At 70.8% G+C, this 21,187-nt stretch carries 21 protein-coding genes, 1 tRNA gene and 1 other RNA gene; 10 read left to right on the top strand and 13 right to left on the bottom strand.

What is annotated here, in order from left to right; translation table 11 throughout:
• Position 1: 1 nt before the first annotated feature.
• Positions 2-2,701: a DNA polymerase III subunit gamma and tau gene (locus tag D4740_RS09860; protein ID WP_119836775.1), complete on the bottom strand. Its 2,700-nt coding sequence runs from the start codon at positions 2,699-2,701 to the stop codon at positions 2-4.
• A gap of 145 nt (positions 2,702-2,846) precedes the next feature.
• Positions 2,847-2,942: signal recognition particle sRNA small type (gene ffs, locus D4740_RS09865), an RNA gene on the bottom strand.
• A 173-nt stretch (positions 2,943-3,115) separates the two neighbouring features.
• Here ffs and D4740_RS09870 point away from each other — a divergent pair.
• A tRNA-Ser gene (locus D4740_RS09870) sits at positions 3,116-3,203 on the top strand.
• Between the two features lie 169 nt (positions 3,204-3,372).
• Complete coding sequence (locus tag D4740_RS09875) at positions 3,373-4,368, top strand: DNA cytosine methyltransferase (RefSeq protein ID WP_259390774.1); 996 nt, start codon at positions 3,373-3,375, stop codon at positions 4,366-4,368.
• A gap of 54 nt (positions 4,369-4,422) precedes the next feature.
• On the opposite strand, the gene D4740_RS13555 is transcribed toward D4740_RS09875, so the two are convergent.
• Positions 4,423-4,692 carry a NaeI family type II restriction endonuclease gene (locus tag D4740_RS13555; RefSeq protein WP_119836777.1) on the bottom strand — a complete coding sequence of 90 codons (270 nt, stop codon included), beginning with the start codon at positions 4,690-4,692 and terminating at the stop codon, positions 4,423-4,425.
• A 307-nt stretch (positions 4,693-4,999) separates the two neighbouring features.
• Here D4740_RS13555 and D4740_RS09885 point away from each other — a divergent pair, with 307 nt between their 5' ends.
• The 6 genes from D4740_RS09885 to D4740_RS12925 all read left to right on the top strand — a co-directional run bounded on the left by D4740_RS09885 (position 5,000) and on the right by D4740_RS12925 (position 10,538).
• A complete protein-coding gene (locus D4740_RS09885; protein WP_119836778.1) occupies positions 5,000-6,397 on the top strand; it encodes a MalY/PatB family protein in 1,398 nt (465 codons plus the stop codon).
• Positions 6,398-6,546: 149 nt separating this feature from the next.
• Positions 6,547-7,764 carry a PLP-dependent transferase gene (locus D4740_RS09890; RefSeq protein WP_119836779.1) on the top strand — a complete coding sequence of 406 codons (1,218 nt, stop codon included), beginning with the start codon at positions 6,547-6,549 and terminating at the stop codon, positions 7,762-7,764.
• A 163-nt stretch (positions 7,765-7,927) separates the two neighbouring features.
• Positions 7,928-8,197: an SseB family protein gene (locus D4740_RS09895; RefSeq protein ID WP_259390775.1), complete on the top strand. Its 270-nt coding sequence runs from the start codon at positions 7,928-7,930 to the stop codon at positions 8,195-8,197.
• Positions 8,194-8,487, top strand: coding sequence for a hypothetical protein (locus D4740_RS09900; protein WP_119836781.1), 294 nt, complete (start codon positions 8,194-8,196; stop codon positions 8,485-8,487). The genes D4740_RS09895 and D4740_RS09900 overlap by 4 nt, the downstream gene beginning before the upstream one ends.
• Positions 8,484-9,671, top strand: coding sequence for a hypothetical protein (locus D4740_RS09905; RefSeq protein WP_119836782.1), 1,188 nt, complete (start codon positions 8,484-8,486; stop codon positions 9,669-9,671). Before D4740_RS09900 ends, D4740_RS09905 begins: the two co-directional genes overlap by 4 nt.
• 9 nt (positions 9,672-9,680) lie before the next feature.
• Positions 9,681-10,538, top strand: a complete 858-nt coding sequence (locus D4740_RS12925) for a hypothetical protein (protein WP_182911392.1) — start codon at positions 9,681-9,683, stop codon at positions 10,536-10,538.
• Between the two features lie 94 nt (positions 10,539-10,632).
• Here the strand turns inward: D4740_RS12925 and D4740_RS09915 are convergent, their stop codons facing one another.
• From D4740_RS09915 to D4740_RS09955, 9 genes are all read right to left on the bottom strand, one after another.
• Positions 10,633-11,172 (bottom strand): hypothetical protein, encoded by a 540-nt coding sequence (locus D4740_RS09915; RefSeq protein WP_259390776.1) that lies wholly within the window; start codon positions 11,170-11,172, stop codon positions 10,633-10,635.
• A gap of 42 nt (positions 11,173-11,214) precedes the next feature.
• On the bottom strand, positions 11,215-11,757 hold the full coding sequence (locus D4740_RS09920; RefSeq protein WP_259390777.1) for a hypothetical protein: 543 nt from the start codon (positions 11,755-11,757) through the stop codon (positions 11,215-11,217).
• Positions 11,758-11,774: 17 nt separating this feature from the next.
• Complete coding sequence (locus tag D4740_RS09925; RefSeq protein ID WP_259390778.1) at positions 11,775-12,320, bottom strand: hypothetical protein; 546 nt, start codon at positions 12,318-12,320, stop codon at positions 11,775-11,777.
• Between the two features lie 17 nt (positions 12,321-12,337).
• A complete protein-coding gene (locus tag D4740_RS09930) occupies positions 12,338-12,886 on the bottom strand; it encodes a hypothetical protein (RefSeq protein ID WP_147392899.1) in 549 nt (182 codons plus the stop codon).
• The gene (locus tag D4740_RS09935) at positions 12,883-14,217 is read right to left on the bottom strand and encodes a hypothetical protein (protein WP_119836784.1); all 1,335 of its coding nucleotides are present in this window, start codon (positions 14,215-14,217) and stop codon (positions 12,883-12,885) included. The genes D4740_RS09930 and D4740_RS09935 overlap by 4 nt, the downstream gene beginning before the upstream one ends.
• A 1-nt stretch (position 14,218) precedes the next feature.
• A complete protein-coding gene (locus tag D4740_RS09940) occupies positions 14,219-14,566 on the bottom strand; it encodes a hypothetical protein (RefSeq protein ID WP_147392900.1) in 348 nt (115 codons plus the stop codon).
• A gap of 183 nt (positions 14,567-14,749) precedes the next feature.
• Complete coding sequence (locus D4740_RS09945; RefSeq protein WP_182911393.1) at positions 14,750-16,480, bottom strand: S8 family serine peptidase; 1,731 nt, start codon at positions 16,478-16,480, stop codon at positions 14,750-14,752.
• Positions 16,477-17,802: a type VII secretion protein EccB gene (gene eccB / locus D4740_RS09950; RefSeq protein WP_119836787.1), complete on the bottom strand. Its 1,326-nt coding sequence runs from the start codon at positions 17,800-17,802 to the stop codon at positions 16,477-16,479. Before eccB ends, D4740_RS09945 begins: the two co-directional genes overlap by 4 nt.
• Positions 17,802-19,139, bottom strand: a complete 1,338-nt coding sequence (locus D4740_RS09955; RefSeq protein ID WP_259390779.1) for an EsaB/YukD family protein — start codon at positions 19,137-19,139, stop codon at positions 17,802-17,804. Before D4740_RS09955 ends, eccB begins: the two co-directional genes overlap by 1 nt.
• Before the next feature lie 448 nt (positions 19,140-19,587).
• On the opposite strand from D4740_RS09955, the gene D4740_RS09960 reads away from it, so the two are divergent.
• Complete coding sequence (locus tag D4740_RS09960) at positions 19,588-19,920, top strand: WXG100 family type VII secretion target (RefSeq protein WP_162933740.1); 333 nt, start codon at positions 19,588-19,590, stop codon at positions 19,918-19,920.
• 105 nt (positions 19,921-20,025) lie between these two features.
• Positions 20,026-20,316 carry a WXG100 family type VII secretion target gene (locus D4740_RS09965; protein WP_119836790.1) on the top strand — a complete coding sequence of 97 codons (291 nt, stop codon included), beginning with the start codon at positions 20,026-20,028 and terminating at the stop codon, positions 20,314-20,316.
• 229 nt (positions 20,317-20,545) lie between these two features.
• Here the strand turns inward: D4740_RS09965 and D4740_RS09970 are convergent, their stop codons facing one another.
• Entirely contained in the window at positions 20,546-21,187 is a 642-nt protein-coding gene (locus D4740_RS09970; protein ID WP_119836791.1) for a hypothetical protein, read from the bottom strand.

Here is a 21,187-nt window from a genome sequence, read left to right on the forward strand (position 1 = left end):
CTCAGTACCCCTCCTGGGTCACGGTGACCTCCTCGATGACGGTAGCGCCCAGGACCCGCTTGACGACCTCCAGGCCGACCACGCCGGCGTCCTCGGCGTCCTCGTCGTCCTCACTGGGGGTGTCCTCCGCCAGGGCGGAGTGGTCGTCGGGCTCCTGGGCGGCTGCACGCGCGGCCGCCATAGCAGCCGCAAGCCTGGACCCCGCAGCGCCGGTGGGTGCCCACGTGTCGTCGGCCCCGTCGCGCTCGGCAAGTGCGCCCTCGGCAGCGGGTTCCTCCTGGTCCCCGGGCTCCTCAGGCAGGGGGACCCCGTCAGAGAAGGTCTGCGCCGGCTGTGCGGGCCCGTCCCAGGTGGCCGGAGCCAGCCCCAGCGGTGGGCGGGAGGGCCTCTCGCCCACCTGGTCAAAGACGTCAGCACTAGCCGCAGACGGGCCAGGGCCTGACGGGCCAGGGCTGACGGCAGCAGGCAGGTCCGGCAGGGCGTGCAGGCGACGGACCGGAGCCAGGGGAGGCTCCTGGAGGGCAGACTCCTGGGAGGAGGCTGGGGACGGCAGGGACACGGACGACGGGGGCGGCGAGGAGGCCCCGCCCGCAGGGACCCCCGAGACGGGCTGACGGGTCCGCCCCGTCAGCTCCGGGGCCGAGTGCACAGCACCTCCACCTCCCGGCACGGCAACCGGCCCCCAGCCGTCGTCAGGGTCTGGTACCGAGGCCCCTGGCCCGGGAGTCCACGCGCCTGCGGCACCGCCGTAGGCCTCGCCCCGGGTCCCTTGACCAGCAGGAGCAGGCTCTTCCTGGACGCCGTCGGCACCTGCCACCGGGTCCCAGCCCTGCCCGGGGGGTTCCGGGAGCCGCACAGGCGGCTCCTCCGGGGGGAGCGGGGGCTCCTGGTCCTCCCGGGCACCCTGGTCAGCAGCCCGGGGCATCCCCTGGTCGCGACTGGCCACAGGACCGGCCGCACCGGCCTGAGAGCGGTCCCAGGCGACCGGGGCGGCGCCCGCACCGGCCTGGGTACTGTTCCAGTGGCCACTTCGGGAGCCGCCGCCCCCTGGGCCGTCACCGCCGACGAGGACCGCGTGCACGTCAACCTGGAGCCCGAGGGCCTGGTGGATCGCAGCGGACAGGACCGGGCCGTGGCCTCCGTTCTCGAAGGCTCCGACCAGCCCCGGAGCGGTGAACAACAGGGTGAGGGCACCCTCCCGCAGGGACCCCGGCTGGGAGTTCGGCCCCACCAGCGCCCAGGTCGCGCGCCGGGAGCGCTTGGCCGCCTCCAGGACCTCCTCCCAGCGGGTGCGGATCATCTCCGCCTCCGCCGCTCCCGGCGCTCCTTGTCCGTCACCGGGGCGGGGTGGAGAGGGTTGGGAAGCCGAGAGGGGCTCCGTGGCGCCAGGAACGGCACCTGGAGACGTCTGCGTGCCCTGGCCCTGGACCGCCTGGGGCGCCGCCTCGGCTTCCGAGGCTGACGGTGGCGCTGTCGGCGCAGGGGGGACCGGGGAGGCCGTCGGCGCAGAAGTACCCGGCGTGGACGTCGGCAGGGGGCGCACGGGCTGGCCCACGGCGGGAGCCTGGCCGTCGGCGGAGGGTGCCGCAGCCCCGGGAACAGCCCCGGGCAGAAGGAGACGGGCCATGAGCAGCTCCAGCTGCAGCCGCGGTGAGGTGGCCCCCACCATGGAGCCCAGAGCCTGGGCGGTGGTGTCCGCGGCACGCGAGAGTGCCGCGGCCCCCAGGGTGCGCGCCTGGGCCTCCATCCGCGCCAGCTGGTCGGCGGGGAGGGAGCCGAGCGCAGGCCCTGCCTGCGAGCCAGCCAGCGCGATGACCAGCAGGTCGCGCAGGCGCTGGAGCAGGTCCTCCACGAACCGGCGGGGGTCGTGCCCGGAGGTCACCACCCGCTCCACCACCCGGAAGACGCCGCTGCCATCGGCTGCGGCCACGGCGTCCACACACTGGTCCAGCAGGGTGGTGTCGGTGTAGCCCAGGAGGGCCACGGCCCGCTGGTAGTCCACGCTCCCGTCAACCGCGCCGCCGATGAGCTGGTCCATGACCGACAGGGTGTCGCGCACGGAGCCGCCGCCGGCACGCACCACCAGGGGAAAGACACCCGGCCCCACCGAGACCCCCTCGGCATCGCACAGCTGGCCCAGGTAGTCCTCCAGGACGTCGGGCGGCACCAGCCGGAAGGGGTAGTGGTGGGTACGGGAGCGGATCGTGCCGATAACCTTGTCCGGCTCAGTGGTGGCGAAGATGAACTTCACGTGGGTCGGGGGCTCCTCCACCAGCTTGAGCAGGGCGTTGAAGCCTTGGGCGGTCACCATGTGAGCCTCATCGAGGATAAAGACCTTGTAGCGGTCCCGGGCCGGGGCGAAGGCGGCTCGCTCCCGCAGGTCCCGGGCATCGTCGACGCCGTTGTGGCTGGCAGCGTCGATCTCGACGACGTCCAGGCTACCCGGGCCGCCGGTAGCCAGGTCCCGGCAGGAGGGGCACTCCCCGCAGGGGGCGTCGGTCGGCGCCTGCTCGCAGTTGAGGCACCGGGCCAGGATGCGGGCCGAGGTCGTCTTCCCGCAGCCGCGGGGGCCGGAGAACAGGTAGGCGTGGGTGACACGGTCCGCGCGCAGCGCTGCCATGAGCGGGGCAGTCACGTGGTCCTGTCCGATGACGTCCTGGAAGGTGTCGGGGCGGTAGCGGCGGTACAGGGCGGTGGTCACGCTCCGACTCTAGACGGCTTGGCTGAGCCTGTGCGGCGCGACGGCCCCGGACACGACAGTGCGGGCGCACCTGGCAGGCCGCCGGGCACTGCGGCACCCGGGGGGCTGCTGCTCCTTGCTGCCCCCCGGCCTCCTGGTGCCAGGACGTGAGGACCCCTCGCGCACCCGTCAGAGCCTCCTTACCCTTGCTACCTTCCGGTCCTGGGGGGATTCGCAGGATGACGCCGCACGAGGGGCCGGGTGGCAGCATAGCGGATATGCACCGCCGTCGCACCTGGGAACCGGCGCCGACGGCGCCGTGACCGATCGCACGTGCAGCCGGTCGTAGGCAACTGGCAGCGGCTGGCGAACCTCGGCTATGCTCACGTTCCGTCGCGCAGCACGCCCGTGAGAGCGAGAGCGCCTGTGAGACCTGGAGGATTCGCCTAGTGGCCTATGGCGCACGCTTGGAAAGCGTGTTGGGTGCAAGCCCTCGGGGGTTCGAATCCCCCATCCTCCGCCACCATGACAGTCCCCCGTCGGCCCCGCCCACGGGGGACTTACTTTGCCGCCGGTCAGCAGCCGTGGTAGCCGTTCCCGGACGTGAGACGGTGTCGCAGCCTGGTGGCAGCATGGTCTCGCTCCCCCGCCTTCCTGGGAAACCAGCCACCGTGATGAGAGGAATAGGGCACGTGCGACGCAACCCCGAGCTGAGTGTGCTGGAGATCTGTGCGGGTGCGGGCGGCCAGTCCTCCGGGCTGGAGGCGGCCGGGTTCAGCCACCGCCTGGCCGTGGAGATCGACCGGGACGCGGCTGCGACGCTACGGCTCAACCGCCCCTCCTGGCACGTCCACGAGGGGGACGTGCGCGACATCAGCGGGCGTGACCACAGGGGCATCGACCTCCTGGTCGGCGGGGTGCCCTGCCCACCGTTCTCCATCGCCGGTAGGCAGCTGGGGGCCGACGACGAGCGCGACCTCTTCCCGGAGGCGATCCGCCTGGTCCGTGAGGCTCGTCCCTCCGCAGTCATGCTGGAGAACGTCAAGGGGCTGGCCTCCGCACGCTTTGCCCCCTACCGGCAATCGATCCTTGCCGCCCTCGACACCATGGGCTACGACGCCGACTGGCAGCTGCTAAACTCCAGCGAGTTTGGCGTCCCCCAGTTGCGGCCCCGGTTCATCCTCGTGGCGATGCGACGTCGCAGCCGCCGCCGGTTCGAGTGGCCGCGCGCGTGTGGCACCCCACCCACGGTCGGTGAGGTACTCGGCCCGCTCATGGGCTCCCGCGGGTGGCGGGGAGCTGAGGCCTGGGCCAGGAGAGCCAACAGCATTGCACCCACGCTGGTCGGCGGCTCCAAGAAGCACGGCGGGGCCGACCTTGGACCCACACGAGCAAAGCAGGCCTGGCTAGCGCTTGGTGTCGACGGGAAGGGGATCGCCGACGCCGCACCCGCAGCAGACACACCGGTGGACCACATCCCCAGGCTCACCAACCAGATGACGGCCCGGCTCCAGGGCTTTGACCCGGCATGGGAGTTCGCCGGACGTAAGACCTCAGTCTACCGGCAGATCGGCAACGCCTTCCCGCCACCGGCCGCCGAGGCGATAGGCAGGTCAGTTGCCGAGGCGCTGGGGGCTGTGCCCAGCTGGGGCACAGGTACAGGCGGGCGGTTGCGGGCAGTCAGCTAGACCCCTGCCGCACACTGCTGACCTACTGGCGAGGCAGCAGCGGTGCAGGGGACACTACCGCCTCACCCGGTGCAGCGAGACGACCGTTGGCGGCAGCTGTAGCAGGACGTTGGGCTGCATCGGCGCGTCCCGAAACAGCCAGGTGACCTGTGAACGGCCGTGAGCACTCAGGCTCGTCTTACGGTCCCGGTTCACGCTCATGCGCCTGTTCTCCTCCGTAGCCCGCACCACCCCAATACTCCACGCCGCTCTGCGGTCAGCAGCACGGCCGCCGTCCCTGTGCCGATCGTCCCTGTGCCGACACCGCCCCGCCCAGCCCGGGATGACGGCAGGCCGACGCCCGCGCTACACTGCGCACCATGACGACCTCGACGCCTCAGGCCCGCACGATGACAGTGCGTCCCCTCAGCGCGGGTCGAATGCGCATGCGCTGACAGCGCCAGCCGTCGCTGTCCGTCCACGTAACGGCCAGAGTCCGGGCGGAGCCCTGCCCCCGCCCGTCGTACTCCGCGGAGGAGCCCCGGTGCGCTCCGTGTTTATCTCCTGCCCGCCCCTCACGCCAGCCACCCGCCGTCCGCGGACTCGCGCAGCCGCGTACGCCAACAAAGGTGGCTCGACCCAGGACGCACGCATGCCACTGACCACACCACCGACCACCGCCACCCAGCCCGTTACTCACCCTGTTACCCACACCGTCACGCAGCCCGCCGCCCCGACCATCTCACCTCTCGGTCTCAGGCCAGGGCGGGGAGGCCCCAGCCAGCACGCGCCCGGGCTCGGCCACTACCCCCCTGCGACGACCACGCCGCCCGCCGACTTCGACCTGGTCCGCGACCGCCGCGGGACGGCCAGCCTGAAGTGGGACTTCGCCTCCCAGCGCGGACGCCCCGAGGACGCCCTGCCCCTGTGGGTGGCTGACATGGACCATGCCACCGCGCCCTCGGTCGTCAGCGCGCTGCTGTGGCGCACCCGCCACGGCGTCTTTGGCTACTCCGAGCCTGACGCCGCCTACCACACCGCCCTGGTCGGCTGGATGGCCCGCCGCTACGGCTGGAAGGTGGACCCCTCCTGGAACACAGTGACACCCGGAGTGGTTCCCGCCCTGGCCCTGGCGGTGCGGGCCTGCACCGCCCCCGGTGAGGCGGTCGTCATCGAGGAGCCCGTCTACTACCCCTTCCGGGAGGTGGTGGAGGCCAACGGCCGCGTGGTAGCCAGCGCGCCGCTGGTCCAGGACACCCGGGGCCGCTACCAGCGGGACCTGGCCGCCCTGGAGGCCACACTGCGCACCTCGGGCGCCCGCCTGCTGATCCTGTGCAACCCGCACAACCCGGTGGGCCGGGTGTGGACCCGCCCCGAGCTAGAGGCCCTAGCGGCCCTGGCCCACCGCTACGACGTCACCGTCGTCTCCGACGAGGTGCACGCCGACCTGGCCCTGCCAGGCCACGCCACCACCCCCTTCGCCTCCCTGGACGAGGAGACCTCGGCCAGGACACTGACCTGCACCTCCCCGTCGAAGTCCTTCAACCTGGCCGGGCTGCAGGTGGCCAACATCCTGGTGAGCAGCCCCCTGCTGCGGGCCGCCTTCCGACGCGAACTGGCCGCGACCGGCTACTCCCAGCCCAACGCCCTGGGGCTGGTGGCCTGCCGGGCCGCCTACGAGTCGGGGGAGGCCTGGCTGGACTCCCTGCGGGACCATGTCCAGTCGGCACGCGAGCACGTGGCGCAGCGCCTGGAGACCGTGCCCGGGGTGAGCCTGTGCCCGGCGGAGGGCACCTACCTGCTGTGGCTGGACTGCCGCGACCTGCTGGAGCGCACAGGGCTGGGTGCCAACGACCTGGACCCAATCATGACCTACCAGGCCGGGCTGTGGCTCGACGACGGCCGCATGTTCGGCACCGGCGGGGAGGGGTTCACCCGGCTCAACGTGGCCTGCCCGCGCGTCACCCTCGACGACGCCCTGGACCGCCTGGAGGCGGCGGTGTCCGCTCTGCTGGCCGAGGCCAACCACGGCAGACGGCTGTCCGCCTAGCCCTCCCTGCCATCCCTTCCGTCGCCAGCCGCCTTGTGCCCGACCTGGGGCGACCCCGGGCCGACATCGCCAGCCCGCAGGCACGACCCCCTACCGCCCTCATGCGACGCCCCGCCACCACAGCGACCACCACACAGGAGAGCACAGCCATGACCGAGCCCCTGAGCAAGCCACTGCCTGAGCCACTGGCCAGCCAGCAGCCCGCCTGCCGCACCTTCCCCGTCCACCACCACCCGACCACCCCGCCCGCCGACGACCCGCACACCGCCAGGCTGCACCTGGAGACGCTGCTGGTCCAGGCGGGCACCGGCACGGACCCGGCCACCGGGGCGGTCACCACCCCGATCCACCTGTCCACCGCCTACGGGCACCCAGGGCTGCAGCAGTCCACCGGCTACGACTACACGCGCACGGCCAACCCCACCCGCGACGTCCTCCAGGACGCCCTGGCGCAGCTGGAGGGCGGGACGGCGGGCTTCGCCCTGTCCTCAGGCATGGCGGCCCTGGAGCTGGCGGTGCTGACTCTGGCGCCCCACGGCAGCCGGGTCGTGGCCCTCCAGGACCTCTACGGGGGGTCCTTCCGCTACCTGGAGGTCCTGGACGAGGAGGGCTCCTACACGGTGGACTTCGTGGTGGGTATCGAGGGGCTGCGTGCCGCCCTGGCCACGCCTGCCTCCCTGGTGGTCATCGAGTCGCCCACCAACCCGATGATGACGGAGATCGACATCCGTGAGGCGGCGCAGCTGGCCCACGCCGCCGGGGCCAGGCTGGTGGTGGACAACACCTTCCTCACCCCGCTGCGCCAGCGGCCCCTGGAGGAGGGGGCGGACCTGGTGGTGCACTCGGCCACCAAGTACCTGGGCGGCCACAACGACGTCATGGCCGGGGTGGTGGTGGTCGGCGACAACGACCTGGCGGAGCGCCTGAGCTATCGACTGAATACTACCGGAGCCACGCTGGGGCCCTTCGACTGCTTCCTGCTGCTGCGTGGGCTCAAGACGCTGGCGCTGCGCCTGGAGCGTCACGAGGCCAACGCCCGCGCCGTGGTGGCGGCCCTGGAGGCCAGCCCGGCGGTGGCCCGGGTGCTCTACCCGGGGCGTTCGGGGATGGTCAGCGTCGAGCTGGCGGAGTCGGTGGACGTGGCGGCCTTCCTGGGGGCGGTGCGGGTGTTCACCTTCACGGAGTCCCTGGGCGGGGTGGAGTCCCTGGTGACCTGTCCGGTGGCGCAGACCCACATGGACGTGCCCGAAGAGGTGCGCGCCGCCTACGGGCTGACCGACCACCTGGTGCGCCTGAGCGTGGGCGTGGAGCACGCCGCGGACCTGGTGGCGGACCTGGAGCAGGCCCTGGAGGCGGCGCAGGAGTGACAAAAACCGTGCGGCGCTAGACAGTCACGATCCAGTCACGTAGCATCACGGTGTGGATATACACCGGACTGAGCCAGGGGTATACCCCGGCGCACGAACAGGTCCCCCAGTCCCGGCAGGCGGGCCTGGTCACCAGCCGCCCTCCAAGCCGGTGGTCCCACCGGTGGTCTATCTGCCCTCAACCGGGGGCAGCAGCGCCTACGGGGCGGAGATCGAGCTGCGCCAGACCCAGGACGGGCGCGTGGCGCTGCTGGCCTACACGGCCCTGGACCGCCTGGTGCGGGGCATGGGACCCCACCAGCCCTGGGTCCTCTACCCCACCGACCGGCTGGGGGACCTGGACTCGGTGCAGCCCTACCAGGTGATCTACCTGGACCCCGAGGTGCCGCGCGAGCTGTGGCGCCAGCCCGGCCAGCAGGAGGCAGCACGGTGAGCCGGGACCTGGAGATCGACGTCGACTACGCGGCACGTATCACCTCCACCTTCAGTGACGCGCAGGACACCCTGGAGGAGCAGGCACCGACCATGCCGGAGTCGGTGGACGGTGGGGACGGGGCCGACTTCGTCATGAGCATGCTGGCTAAGCTGGGTGAGGACGCGGGCACCCTGGCCCAGGCCGCCGAGCTGGGCGCCACCCACATGAAGGACGCGGTGGACCTCATCACCGGCTACGACGAGGACGTCGCCCAGACGTTCCGGAGCATGGCGGAGGACATGTCGTGACTGACACGGCCAGCACAGGAACCGAGACCATCGACACCGAGATCCCCGGAAGCCCCGCCTCCGTGCACTCGGCGGCGGACTGGCTCTACGAGCTCAAGGCCAGCTTCTACGACGCCGACGGGCTGTTCAACGACTGCAAGGAGGACGCGCGGGACCACCTGGCCGGGCAGACCGCCGAGGCGGTCACGGACTACGCCGTCCGCCTCCGGTCAACCAGCTACGACGCCTTCGAGCGGGCGCTGAAGGCGGCCGACGTGGTGCGGGCCTTCGCCGACCAGCTGGGCTGGCGCCAGGACGACATGACCGGCCACCGGGGCCGGGCACGCGATAGTGGCCTGACAGTGAGCGGCTACCTCATCCACGCGCCCACCCCCGTAGACGACCCCGGCAGCAAGCCGAAGGACGCCACCACCAAGCAGGCCGAGCAGTGGCAGGCTGCTCACGACGCCTATGAGGACTACCTGGCCAGGAAGGAGGTCTTTGACGAGCTGCGTGAGGACGTGGCCCACACCCGCGACGAGCTGGAGACCTGGATTACCGACAACCTGGTCCTCGCCGAGGCCGAGGTCCTCGTCGACACGCTGCTGAGCGGTGTCCGCAGCACGGTCGGCGACATCGCCGCCAAGGGCACAGAGACCGAGATCAAGAACCACTACGGGGACAAGGCGGCCGCCCTGAGGAACAAGGCGCACAGCAAGGCGCTGATGAAGGGGGCGAACCAGTCCAGGAGCCTGCATTTCAAGAGCCCCCTGTCCCCGACCCAGGCGGAGATCGACCGGGTCATCGACAACTCCCGGCTACTGACGCGCTGGACGAACAAGGCGGGGGACCTGCAGCAGACAGGCAACCAGCTCGCCAGACGTGCCAACGTCCTCGTCACGGTCGGCTTCATCGGCACCGAGCTCGCGCAAGGAGGCTCCTCCTCCCAGGTGCTCGTGGCCGCGGGAGCGGGAGCAGGTGCCACGGCAGTGCTCGCTGGTTCTCCGGTCCTGCTGGTGATAGGCACTTCCTTTATTGTCGCTACAGGCGTGGGCTATGCCTACGAGCAGTTAGTTCCTCTTCATATTCGTGAGAGGATTGACGAGGGCCTTGAAGACGCCGCTGGCTCTGTTGCTGACGCCGCCAAGGACGCCTGGAACTCGCTGGCCGAGGCCGTGAGCCAGCCTGGCGGGCGCTACAACTAGGGGGCGGTTGTGAGTCAGCAGGAGCTGTCGGGGCGTGGCCGGGGTCGGGGGAGGTGGTCCCAGCGGGTGGTGCCCTACGACCAGGCCGACGCGGTGGTGGCCCAGGAGATCGAGAAACTGGTTATAGCACTGGCCCTGTTCACCGCGCTGGTGCTGATGATGCTGTTCATGTGGGCGCTGCCCGCCGTGGCCATCCTGACCACCAGCGGGGCGGCAACCATCGCCCAGGCCACGGGCCGGTGGTGGCTGCTGCGCCGACGGCGCTCCTGCCATCAGCGCTGGTACCAGGCACACCGCGCCACCGTCTTCCCCACCCACTGGGGACTGCTCATGTGGGAGCAGGTCCCACCCGCCTGCGCGCTGGTGGGCGTCGCCCTGGCCGCGGGCATGATCCTGCTTACCCCACAAGGCCCCTACTACAACGGCAACGGCCTCGCCCAGGCACTGATCGCCGTCCACATCGGCATGGCCACCTACTACTGGGCCAAGACCCCCATGACCCGACGAGGCAGACCCGCCCTGTCCCTCATCCCCGAGGGCGTGTGGCTGTGGCCCGGAGGACGCCACGAGACCTGGATCCCCTGGGAACTGGCCCCCGCGCTCACCAGCGTCGTCATGTACAACGAGGCCCTCGTCACCACCAGCACCGGCCTGACCTTGCGCTTCCCCATGTACTGCCTCCCCCTGAGCCACACCCACCTCCACAACGTCCTCCACCACTACTCCACCCACCCCCACCACCGCCACGAGCTCGCCACCCCCCACGGCCCCCAACGAATCGCCACCCTCACCCAGCCCCCCAACCAGACAGAAGAAACACCCACCAGCCACCAGCAGGACCCGGACAGCCCCGCGCCTACGCCGTAGAGGCTCGTCTCAAAGGCGGCACCTGGCCGGTCCGGTCCTCCCACGGTGCCGCACCCCCCGGCAGGAGCGTGCGACCCCGCCACACGGCGACCGGTCACCGCCCGCCCCCGCGGATGACCAGCCACCCACGCCCCAGCGGACGCTCCAGAACCAGCGTGGCATTATCGAACCCGCCCACCCACGGAGCCGTCACATCACTAAGATCCACATCCTCCACACCATCATCACTCGGGTCCGCCGTCGGGTGGCTCTCAATGTACTTATAGCCAACACGATCCGTGACGTAGTCACGGATGGCCTGCTCCTCGGCGGTGAAGGCGATGACATAGCCCCACCCGCCCGGGAAGCCCTCTGCAAAGTTGACAGCGGGCTCCACCGAGACCACCCGCGCCCCCTCCGGCAGCGAGTACCCCGGCTCAATGGACAGGATCTCCCCCAGGTGGTCGGTGTCCGCCGGATAGGGAGCCCCCACCTGCACACCCGCAGCACTAGCCGACGCCTCAACCCTCCCAGCCTGGGCACCGCCCAGGAGCAGGTGCCCCGCAACATAGACCCCCAGGAGCACCACCACGCACACCACCAAGGCAGCAGCAGCCGCCACCACCTCACGAACCAGCCCCCGCCCACCACTCACGGCCCACTCCTCACCGACGACTCACGACCCGCTCACCACCGGTCACCGCCCGCCCTTGTGGATGACCAGCCACCCACGACCCAGCGGACGCTCCAGAACCAGACTGCCTCCCCCGGCCAGCCCCGTCCGCCAGGGCCGGGAGATACTGCCCAGGTCCAGGTCCGCCAGCTCCACAGGCCCCGGCGTCCAGTCCACCACCGGGTACTCCTCGATAATGTCACCCGACAGGTCCGTCTCGGCGTCCACGTAGTCACGGATGGCCTGCTCCTCGGCAGTGAAGGCGATGACATACCCCCACCCGCCCGGGAAGCGCTCCTCGAACCGCACCGCAGGCCCCACCGAGACCACCCGCGCCCCCTCAGGCAGCGAGTACCCCGGCTCGATGGACAGGATCTCCCCCAGGTGGTCGGTGTCCGCCGGGTAGGGAGCCCCCACCTGCACACCCGCAGCACTAGACGCCGAGGCCTGCGCGATCATCCTCCCGACCCGAGCGTCCTCACGCACCAAGAACCCCCACCCGCACAGGACCGCGCACACCACCAGGCACACCGCCACCACCACATGACGCACCACACCCCGACTCACGACCCGCTCACCACCGGTCACCGCCCGCCCTTGTGGATGACCAGCCACCCACGACCCAGCGGACGCTCCAGAACCAGACTGCCTCCCCCGGACAGCCCCTCATCCCAGGGCCGGGAGATACTGCCCAGGTCCAGGTCCGCCAGCTCCACAGGCCCCGGCGTCCAGTCCACCACCGGGTAGTCCTCGATATTGGCACCGAAGCGCGCCGTCTCGGCGTCCACGTAGTCACGGATGGCCTGCTCCTCGGCGGTGAAGGCGATGACATACCCCCACCCGCCCGGGAACCCCTCCTCGAACCGCACCGCAGGCCCCACCGAGACCACCCGCGCCCCCTCCGGAAGCACGTACCCCGGCTCAATGGACAGGATCTCCTCCAGGTGATCCACATCAGCCGGATAGGGAGCCCCCACCTGCACACCCGCAGCACTAGCCGACGCCGACGCCTGGGCAATCATCCTCCCGACCCGCGCGTCCTCACGCACCAGGAACCCCCACCCGCACAGGACCACACACACCACCAGGCACACCGCCACCACCACATGACGCACCACACCCCGACTCACGACCCGCTCACCACCGGTCACCGCCCGCCCTTGTGGATGACCAGCCACCCACGCCCCAACGGACGCTCCAGAACCAGACTGCCTCCCCCGGCCAGCCCCTCATCCCAGGGCCGGGAGATACTGTCCAGGTCCAGGTCCGCCAGCTGCACGCGCATCGGCGTCGAGTCCACCACCGGGTGGTTCTCGATATTGGCACCGGAGTACACCGTCTCGGCGTCCACGTAGTCACGGATGGCCTGCTCCTCGGCGGTGAAGGCGATGACATACCCCCACCCGCCCGGGAACCCCTCCTCGAACCGCACCGCAGGCCCCACCGAGACCACCCGCGCCCCCTCAGGCAGCGAGTACCCCGGCTCAATGGACAGGATCTCCTCCAGGTGGTCCACGTCCGCCGGGTAGGGAGCCCCCACCTGCACACCCGCAGCACTAGCCGACGCCGACGCCTGGGCGATCATCCTCCTGGCCCGCGCGTCCTCACGCACCAGGAACCCCCACCCGCACAGGACCACACACACCACCAGACACACCGCCACCACCACATGACGCACCACAGCCCCCCGACTCACGGCCCACTCCCACTCATCACCGACGACTGCCCCACCAGGTCATACTCCTGGGCAATCCCCGCCTGGTGCAGCTCCTGAAGCTGCTCGTCACTGATCCTCATACCGAGGATCTGGGTCGACTTCTGCCCGTCCCAGTTGTAGCGGTCCGCTACGTGGACACGGTAGTCGTAGGAGTAGGTCCACTCCGGGTTGTCCTGCGTGGGCGGGTAGACCGTGACCGTGCCCTCCGTGGCGTACCACCCCCCGGCCGTGGCGTAGAACCAGTTCTGGTCCTCCCAGGAGTGGATGTAGTACCCCTCCCACTCGGTGGTGAAGGGGTAGGTCACCGGCCCGTCCGCCCCGCTAGCCCGGGCGTCCTCCACCGCCTCACCCACCGTCCTCGTAACCACCTTCTCCGCCTCCGCGCCCAGGCTCGTCGTGTCCTCCAGCATCTTGTCCACGTTGACGTGCTTGGGTGCCCCGCTGTTGTTCAGGTAGTGCAGGAGGTTCATAGCCGCGTCCGGCCACGTCGTCGACAACGCCACCGCCGCGCCCTTGGCCGCCTCATGGACCAGGAAGTCCATGGGATTCGGCCACCGCTGCCCGTGCTCCCCCGAGCCCTCCAACTCAGAGTCCCCGGGGTAGACCCAGGGGTCCACTCCGGGCATCTCCGCCTCCTCACCAGGAACCGGCTCACCCAGGCCAGTACCCACCGTGGGGCCGCCCTGGTCCTCCTGACCGCCGCGACCACCGCGACCACCAGAGGCGTGAGCAGCCCCGGAGGCCGCCGCCTGCCCCCCGGCCAGGGCGCTGGCGTAGTCCTCATCGACCTCGGTGGCCAGGGCCAGAGCCGAGGCCACCATCGCCTCCAGCTCAACCGCCTCAGCCTGGGCCCGGGCCGCCTCCACCACGGCACCACCCAGCCCCACGGCCACCGCCTGCCCAGAAGCCGCAGCCCCCGAAGCCAGGCCACCAGAACCACCAGCCGTAGCAGCAGACACCAGCGACACCGACACCGACCCGTCACCACCCAGCGCCAGGTAGGGCCGCGCCTCAGCAAAGTCCTGGCAGTCCAGCACCCTGCGCCGCACCTCCACCACGCCCTCACACGCCTCAGCCGTGGCACGCGCCAGCGCTCCCACCTCCTCCACCAGCTCGTCGTGGCACGCCCCGCAGCGGTGCAGCGCCGCACGCGCCGCCTCCACGCCGGCACCCAGTGAGACCACCCGCGAGCCCGCCACCTGCGCCTCATCCGCCAGGCCCCTCAACGACACCTCCAGGCTCCTCAGCCCGTCACCGGCCTCCGCCAGGGGGTCAGGCCGCCACGCACAGACGTCACTCCACGCCACCATGTCACATCAGTCCCCTGGAACGCGCCCACTGGCCCACCGAAGCAGCCGAGGCTCCCACTGACTCCGCGCCCTGCGCCACGGACTCGTCGTTGGCCTGGTGAGCGGACACCAGGGCCCGGGTGCCCTCACCCACGGCCCCGTAGCGGCCTCCCAGCACCCGGCCCTGGCTCTCCAGGCGGCTCACCGCGCTCCCGGCTCTTCCTGAGCTCAGCGAACCGGGCATGGCTGCACCCACCGGCTCCAGGGGAGCGGACACGTCCAGGGCAGCGATCCTGCCACGCACACCGTCCAGAGACGCGGCCAGCGCCTCCAGATCGCCTGCGACAATATGAATATCCGCTCCTGCCACCACAGGCCTCCACAGCATCGAGAACGTTGGGAACGTTGAGAACACGGACACGAGAAGCAGTCCGCCAGGAGCCCCCGGCGGTCACACGCGGATAACCCTACGTTAAATACGCAGTCTCGACCCTTCTTCGTCACGGCTGTGATTAGGATCACTAAGAGTGCCTCTGCGTGACCGGCCCCGCCCTCACAGCCTCGGGGCGCTGCCACCCCCACCACCCAGGGCGGACCTGCTCCCGGAAGCGTTCCCAGACCGGATGCGGGAGCCCACCAGGCCCAGCGCCAGCACCACAGCCCCGGCTGTCCCCGCCCTGCGGGCCAGGCTCGCCCTGCGGGCCGGACCGGGGTCGCTCACCGGCGGAGTCGCCCAGGCCTGCGCCGGGGTCGCAGCCTGCCTGGCGCCACGCGGGTTGTCCGGCCCCAGGGCCGTGCCGTCGTTGACAAAGTCCAGCGCGGCATAGGGCGCGATCACACCCCACCCCACGGTCGGGGAGGCCTGCTCCGGGGTGGCGCGCAAGGCGGTCACCGTCAGCCGGTACCCCCACTCGGCGGGGTCCTCCTGCGGGTAGGCAGCCACCACGAGCGCTGCGACCCCTGCGGCGTAGCCGGTGGCGAGGGAGGCGGACGGGGCGTTGCGGGCAACCAGGCAGTCACCCTGGCCCAGGAAGGTCGTCAGCACGGACTGCGCGGGCACCGCCAGGTCAAGGTGGGAGCCGTGGACCACGGCGTCAGATACTGCGGCGTCGGCGTCCAGCGCCGTCACCCCCAGCGCCTCCTCATAGGCTGCGGGGTACCGCGGCTCCTCCGTCGTGTCAGTGTCCTGGTCACCATCCCCAGCCCCCGGGGAGGCTCCCCCGGTCCCCGCAGGGGTGGACGTCGCGGAAGAGCCCTGCGCACCGCCCTGGCCGCTGTCCGGCTCACCCTGCTCAGCCTGGCCCCCGCTGGCTACGACCAGCGCCCCTTCCTGCGCGGCGTAGGCGACGGCCTCGGCCAGTTCGGGGGCGTCGTCCTCCAGCGCCTGAGGCACCACGACAACCTGGGCGCCGTTGTCAGCCGCCCACCTGATGCCCTGGGCCGTCCTCCAGGCCTGCGGCCCCCGGCCCTCCTCCACAACCGCCTCCGAGGTGCCGGAGAAGACCCGGACAGGCATGATGAGCGACTCCCGGGCGACACCCACCAGCCCGGAGTCTTCCACCGGCCTGGAGGCGATCAGGCCGGCGACAGCAGTCCCCTGGCCGTCCTCGTCCACCGTCCCGTCCCCTCCACTCATCAGGTCCGCCCCCGGGACGACAGCACCCTCCAGGTGCGGGTTGGAGGCGTCCACGCCGGAGCTGACGACCGCTACCACCACGTCCGTGCCCCGGGAGACCTCCCAGGCCGCCTCCACGCCGACCTGGGAGAAGACGGCCGGGACGTCCTCAATAAGGGGGACCGGCGTCTCCTCGTCCTGGGCCTCCTCGTCCAGAGCTCCCTCCTCCGCGAGCTCACCGCAGCCGGAAAGTTCCTGGTTCACCGCAGGCGGTGCGGTCTGCACCGGCGCGGGCGCCACAGGGGCCGGCTCCTCCTGCGGCTCGACCTCATCAGTCTCCTGCGTCGGCTCGTCCGTCGGCTCAGCCTCGTCAGGCTCCTGTGTCGGCTCAGGCTCAGGGGAGGGAGTCTCCTCCGCCTGCGAGTCGGTGGCCTCCTCCTGGGGCGAGGGCTCCTCCTGAGCCTGCTGGGTCTCCTCCTGTGCGGGGTCGTCAGGCTCAACGGGGGCCGCAGCCGTCGGCCCTGCTGCGGCCAGCGCAGCCAGCCAGACCCCGACAGCAGCGACAACCAGCAGCCGCCACGGCAGGTGGAGCAGACCACACCGACGGACCGCCCACGAGCCCCTGCTTTCCGCATCCGGCCTGTGCCCCTCCGGAGTCCTGCCCCTCACTGCTGGGCCACCCCCTCCCACACGGCCTGCGAGGACAGCTCCGGGCCGGTGGGGAACAGCGCCAGCCAGGGGGAGGGGACGGAGGCGACGTCCTCCTCCGAGTAGCCCAGTCGCTGTAGCGTGTCCACCGGGTCCCCTCCCAGCGCCCAGGCGCGGCCAGCGTCAGTGACCAGGAAGACCGTCCCGGCCGAGCCGCCGGAGGTTGCGCGGACCAGGGCGCCCGTCCCGCCCTCGACGCTAACGCCCCCGTCACCGAGCTGGTCGGCAGTACCCAGGCCCGTCGTGAACCCGCCGGAGCCGTCAACCTGCAGGACCGCGCACACGCTCTGCCCCTCACCGACGCCCGCCCCCAGGACCGGGGGCCAGTCCCTGGGCGAGCCCGCCTCCGCCGTGGCCACCTGGGCCAGGTCAGCGGCGCTGACCTCACGAGCCTGCACCTCCGGGTTGCCCAGCTCGTACATGTCTACCTCCACCTCGGTGAGCCGGGCCAGGGTCCCGTCATCTTGGACCAGGTAGAAGCGCGGCTCCCCGGAGGTGTCCGTGACCGACAGCAGCATGCCGGAGACAGCGTCCTCCACCGTGCTGGCCAGGGCGTCTGCGGGTGTCCCGGCCTCGGGCAGCGTGAACGGCTCGATCACGGAGCCCTGGTCAAAGAGGTTGAGCCAGGTGGCGTCCACCTCCACCACCGGCTCCGAGTCCAGCCCCAGCGCGAGCAGGACCGCCCCGCTGACCTCAGCCGGGACCTCATGGCTCCTCCCCTCCGCGACCAGGTAGATGGTCCCCTCCACCGACACCAGCGCGTGGTCGGCGGCAGCCTGTCCCTGCGGTGAGGTGCCCAGGAAGGCGGAGGTCGCGGTCGAGGTGGTGGAGCAGGCTGACCACCCCTGGGAGACCAGGGAGTCGGAGCCGGGCAGCTCCTCGGGGGCGTCCTCAAGCCCCACCCGGCTCCCCCGCTCGATACCGTCAAGGGTGTCCGCGCTGACCGAGACCTCCTGGAAGGATCCCGACTCAGCCAGCAGACGCGCGCTGGCGAGGTTGGTGATCGGGCGCAGCCTGCCGTCGATGGTGACGTAGCGGGTCCCCTCGTCCCTGACGACGACCAGCGTGCTGTCCTCCCACCCGTCCGGCAGGCTGGAGGTGAACCGGCCCACCACGAAGGCCACCAGGAGAATGACCAGTGTGACGGCGACACCGCCGACAAGCGGCCGCACTGTGCCACTCGGCTCCACCTCCCGTCCACCCGGGGTCCCGGCGACGAACGCCATGACCAGTCGCTGCCGGTTGAAGCGCTGCGCATTGAGGATGTCCCTGTTGGAGGCCATCACAGCACCCCACAGACGACGGCAGCCAGGGGCGGGATCGTCATGAGCACGAGGACCTCGACCGCGTCGGCGGCCCGCGCCAGGCGTGGCCGGTAGGACGGCCCCAGGACATTGAGGAGGAGCACCGCCACCCCGACGGCACCGACCGCTCCCACCGCAGGCATGAGCAGGTCCGTGCGAGAGGTGACCGTCACGACCAGGGCGACCACCAGCACGGCCATCCCGCCCACGACACCGGCAAGTACATCACTGCGGGAGCGGACCGCCCGCGTGGAGAGCATGAAGGCGGCAGCCACGGCCGCCACCAGGGCAGCCCCCTCCCATCCCGTCTCCATCAGTACGGGCACACATGTCAGGACGGTGATCGAGCAGGAGACCCGCACGGACAGGACCAGGCCGGTCATGTCCATGACCCGGGCGACCAGGCTAGGCGTCACCTCGTCCTGCGGACCACGTAGCGGCGGCCTGCCAGCCTGGTCCGGCAGGCTGACCGTGACCGGAACCGAGGCCAGGGCCAGCCAGGGCGCAATCAGGGAGATGACAGCCGCACACGCCGTGACTACCGCCAGCACGTGATGCAGCGGATAGCCCAGCCCCTGGGTCCCCAGGCCAGTGCCCACCAAGGCAACGCACACCAGGGCTGGCCCGGCCAGCACCGGTCTGCTGCCTCGCAGCGTGGGCGCGCACAGGGCGACGGCCGCAGCAGCGGCAGCGCCGGCCGCCTCCAGCCTCAGGCCCGTCGCCGACCCCTCCAGCGCGGTGTGACCAGCCACGCCCGCCAGGGCGCCAGCCGTCATGACCAGTGCCCAGGCGCCCGCGATCCGCAGCTGGTCAAGCGCGTAGGCAGCCAGGACCAGCAGACCCGTGACGACGACGGCACTCAGGGGCACCAGCGGGTCCCCAGGCCCCTGGCGCAGGAGAAGAACCCCCGCCACGAGGAACAGCAGGCAGGAGGCTGCCAGGGACATCGCTACGGAGTCGCGCGGCTCCCAGGCGGTCTGCTGCTCCTCCACGGCAGTAGCTACCGCCTCGACAAGGTCGTCGTAACGCGGCGCCGCCCTGGTATCTCGCAGTGCCAGGGTCAGGACCGCCCCCGGTCGCACCCGCTGGTCGCCCAGTGAGCGGGAGCTGTCCAGCACGGTGCCGTCCTGCGTCAGCAGGTGCAGGCCGTAGGAGGAGGCCTGGTGGTCAAGCGCACTGAGACGCTGTGCCAGGGCGGGGAGGAGCTCAACCAGCGGGACCGTGGAGGACAGGGCAAGGTCCGTCGGGATACTGGCGTGCCAGACGGTCACCGGCACAAGGGAGGGCTCACGCACAGAGGTGCTCGGGGGAGTCACGGCGATCTCCTGGAACGGGGACAGCGACCCACGACGTCGTCGCAGATGCCACGGAACAGCCTCCATCGTAAGTCACGGGACAGACACGGCACCTCGGTCTCACAGGTCCGCATCGCCTGACGGCACCTCCGCCACCGGCTGGCTTGGGGCAGGAACGGCTCTCTCACGACCCGGACCCGGCCACCACGATCCGAGCCCGCGACCCACCCAGCGAAAAAGCGGCATGGATCACTTTACGAACCGGGTGTGACGACTTCGTGACATGCACTAGTGTGGTCTTACGGTCATGTTTATGTGCCCTGCGTTTACAGGCCTCTCTGGTAATGCCGCCACGACAACCAGTGGCGGCGACCAGGTAGGACCGGCCCTGCCAGGGCGCTGGCCAGGACCACATAATCCGATGACCCACACGCGTGAGCTCAATACCCCCGAGAAAGGAAGAGCCTCAGTGAGTGAGAACCTTGCCGCTGGTAGCGGGACACTCGTCAACGCAGCAAACACCGTGTCCACGCACCGGGCAGAGCAGAAGACCATCGCCAGCCGCGTCTCCGACGCCTCAGCACAGTCCCAGGCCGGGTGGAAGGGGGTTGGCGCCACTGCGGTTACCCAGGTAGTGACTCAGTGGATGGAGGCCGCCAACCGTATCGACCGGGCACTGAACTCCCTGGAGGAGGCCCTGCGTAGCACCGACAAGAGCTACCAGGCAACCGAGGAGGAGGCAGCCTCTGCTGCCGCGCAGATCGGAGCGAGCGTGGGGACCTACCACGGGCTGCCGGGCTGATTCCAGCAACTCACAGAGGTATGAGGTACCTGTGGGCCACCAGGCCCGCCCCGTCTACACCATTCAGCGACGCAGTGCCGTTAACATCCCTGAAGGAGACCACAGATGACCGACATGCTTGTGAACTACAGTTCCTTGGCTGCCTTGTCCGAGGCCATGACGCAGGCCTCCGCGCAGAGTGCAGCCAACGTGGAGAACATGGACGCTGAACTGCGGCCCACCCAGTCTGACTGGAGCGGCCAGGCGCAGCAGCAGTACACGATCGCCATGGCCGAGTGCCGGGCGGCGCTCAACGACATGCAGACCCAGATCGGCCGCCTGGGTGCCCACGTGTCCACCTCGTCGGCGAACTACAACTCGACCGACTCCAGCGCAGCAGGCCTGTTCGGCGCCTGAGCCGTCCGAGCCGCAGGGCGGCAGAGAGCCTGTCGCAGCAAGCCGACTCCGCCCGAGGAGGGCTGCGTGTTGTCGGGGGGTGCCCTGGGCAAGTCCCGGGGCACCCTCAGTTCCAGGTGCCGGGGCAGCGGCTCACCGACCTGCCTGGTCACACGCACTCACGGTACCTGGACAAGTCCCAGGCCAGCCGCTGCATGATCCCCGGTAGCAAGACCGCCGCCTGAACGCGTTACGGGGCCTCGGGTGGCGTCATCGCCCGGTGCCGAGGAGCACGCCGCCCCTGTGTCGACGGCTGCACTGGTCGCTGCACCGCTAGCTCTGGCCTGGCTGCGTCAGGCGTGAGCAGGCCGCTGGAGACAACGGTCCCAGGTGGAATAGCCCCAGGTGGAGGCGGGGGAGCGGGAGATGTCGGCGGTGGCGCAGCAGGCCCCGGCACGACGGCAGCAGGACCTGGACGGCTGGTGACTGTGACCGTACCAGTCAGGAGATCCAGCACGGACTGCCTGGCTCCGGGACCCGCAGCCTCGCCGGTGCGTCGCTGCAACGGCAGCATCAGCCGCAGGACGGCACGAGCGGAGGCCCTGCCCAGGCCCGGTGCGCTTCCCCGGCTCGGGGCAGAGGAGGCGGCCGACACCGCCAGCAGGCCCGGCGTGCGCCCCGAGCGAGCCTCTACCAGCACCAGCAGCACCACGGTCTCCAGAGCAACCATCCAGGCGAGGACGCCTGATCCCAGCCCCACGCCGACAGCCACAGCGGGCAGCGCCACCACCAGGACGTCCAGGAGGACAGCGAGCACCGCCTCGCCGGCCGTCAGCGCCCGCCAGGAGGTGTGGGCACCCCGCACAGCCGTGCCGGGCCGAACCTGCCTCAT

It is taken from the genome of Actinomyces sp. 2119 (genome assembly GCF_003591215.1).
GTDB lineage: Bacteria > Actinomycetota > Actinomycetes > Actinomycetales > Actinomycetaceae > Actinomyces > Actinomyces lilanjuaniae.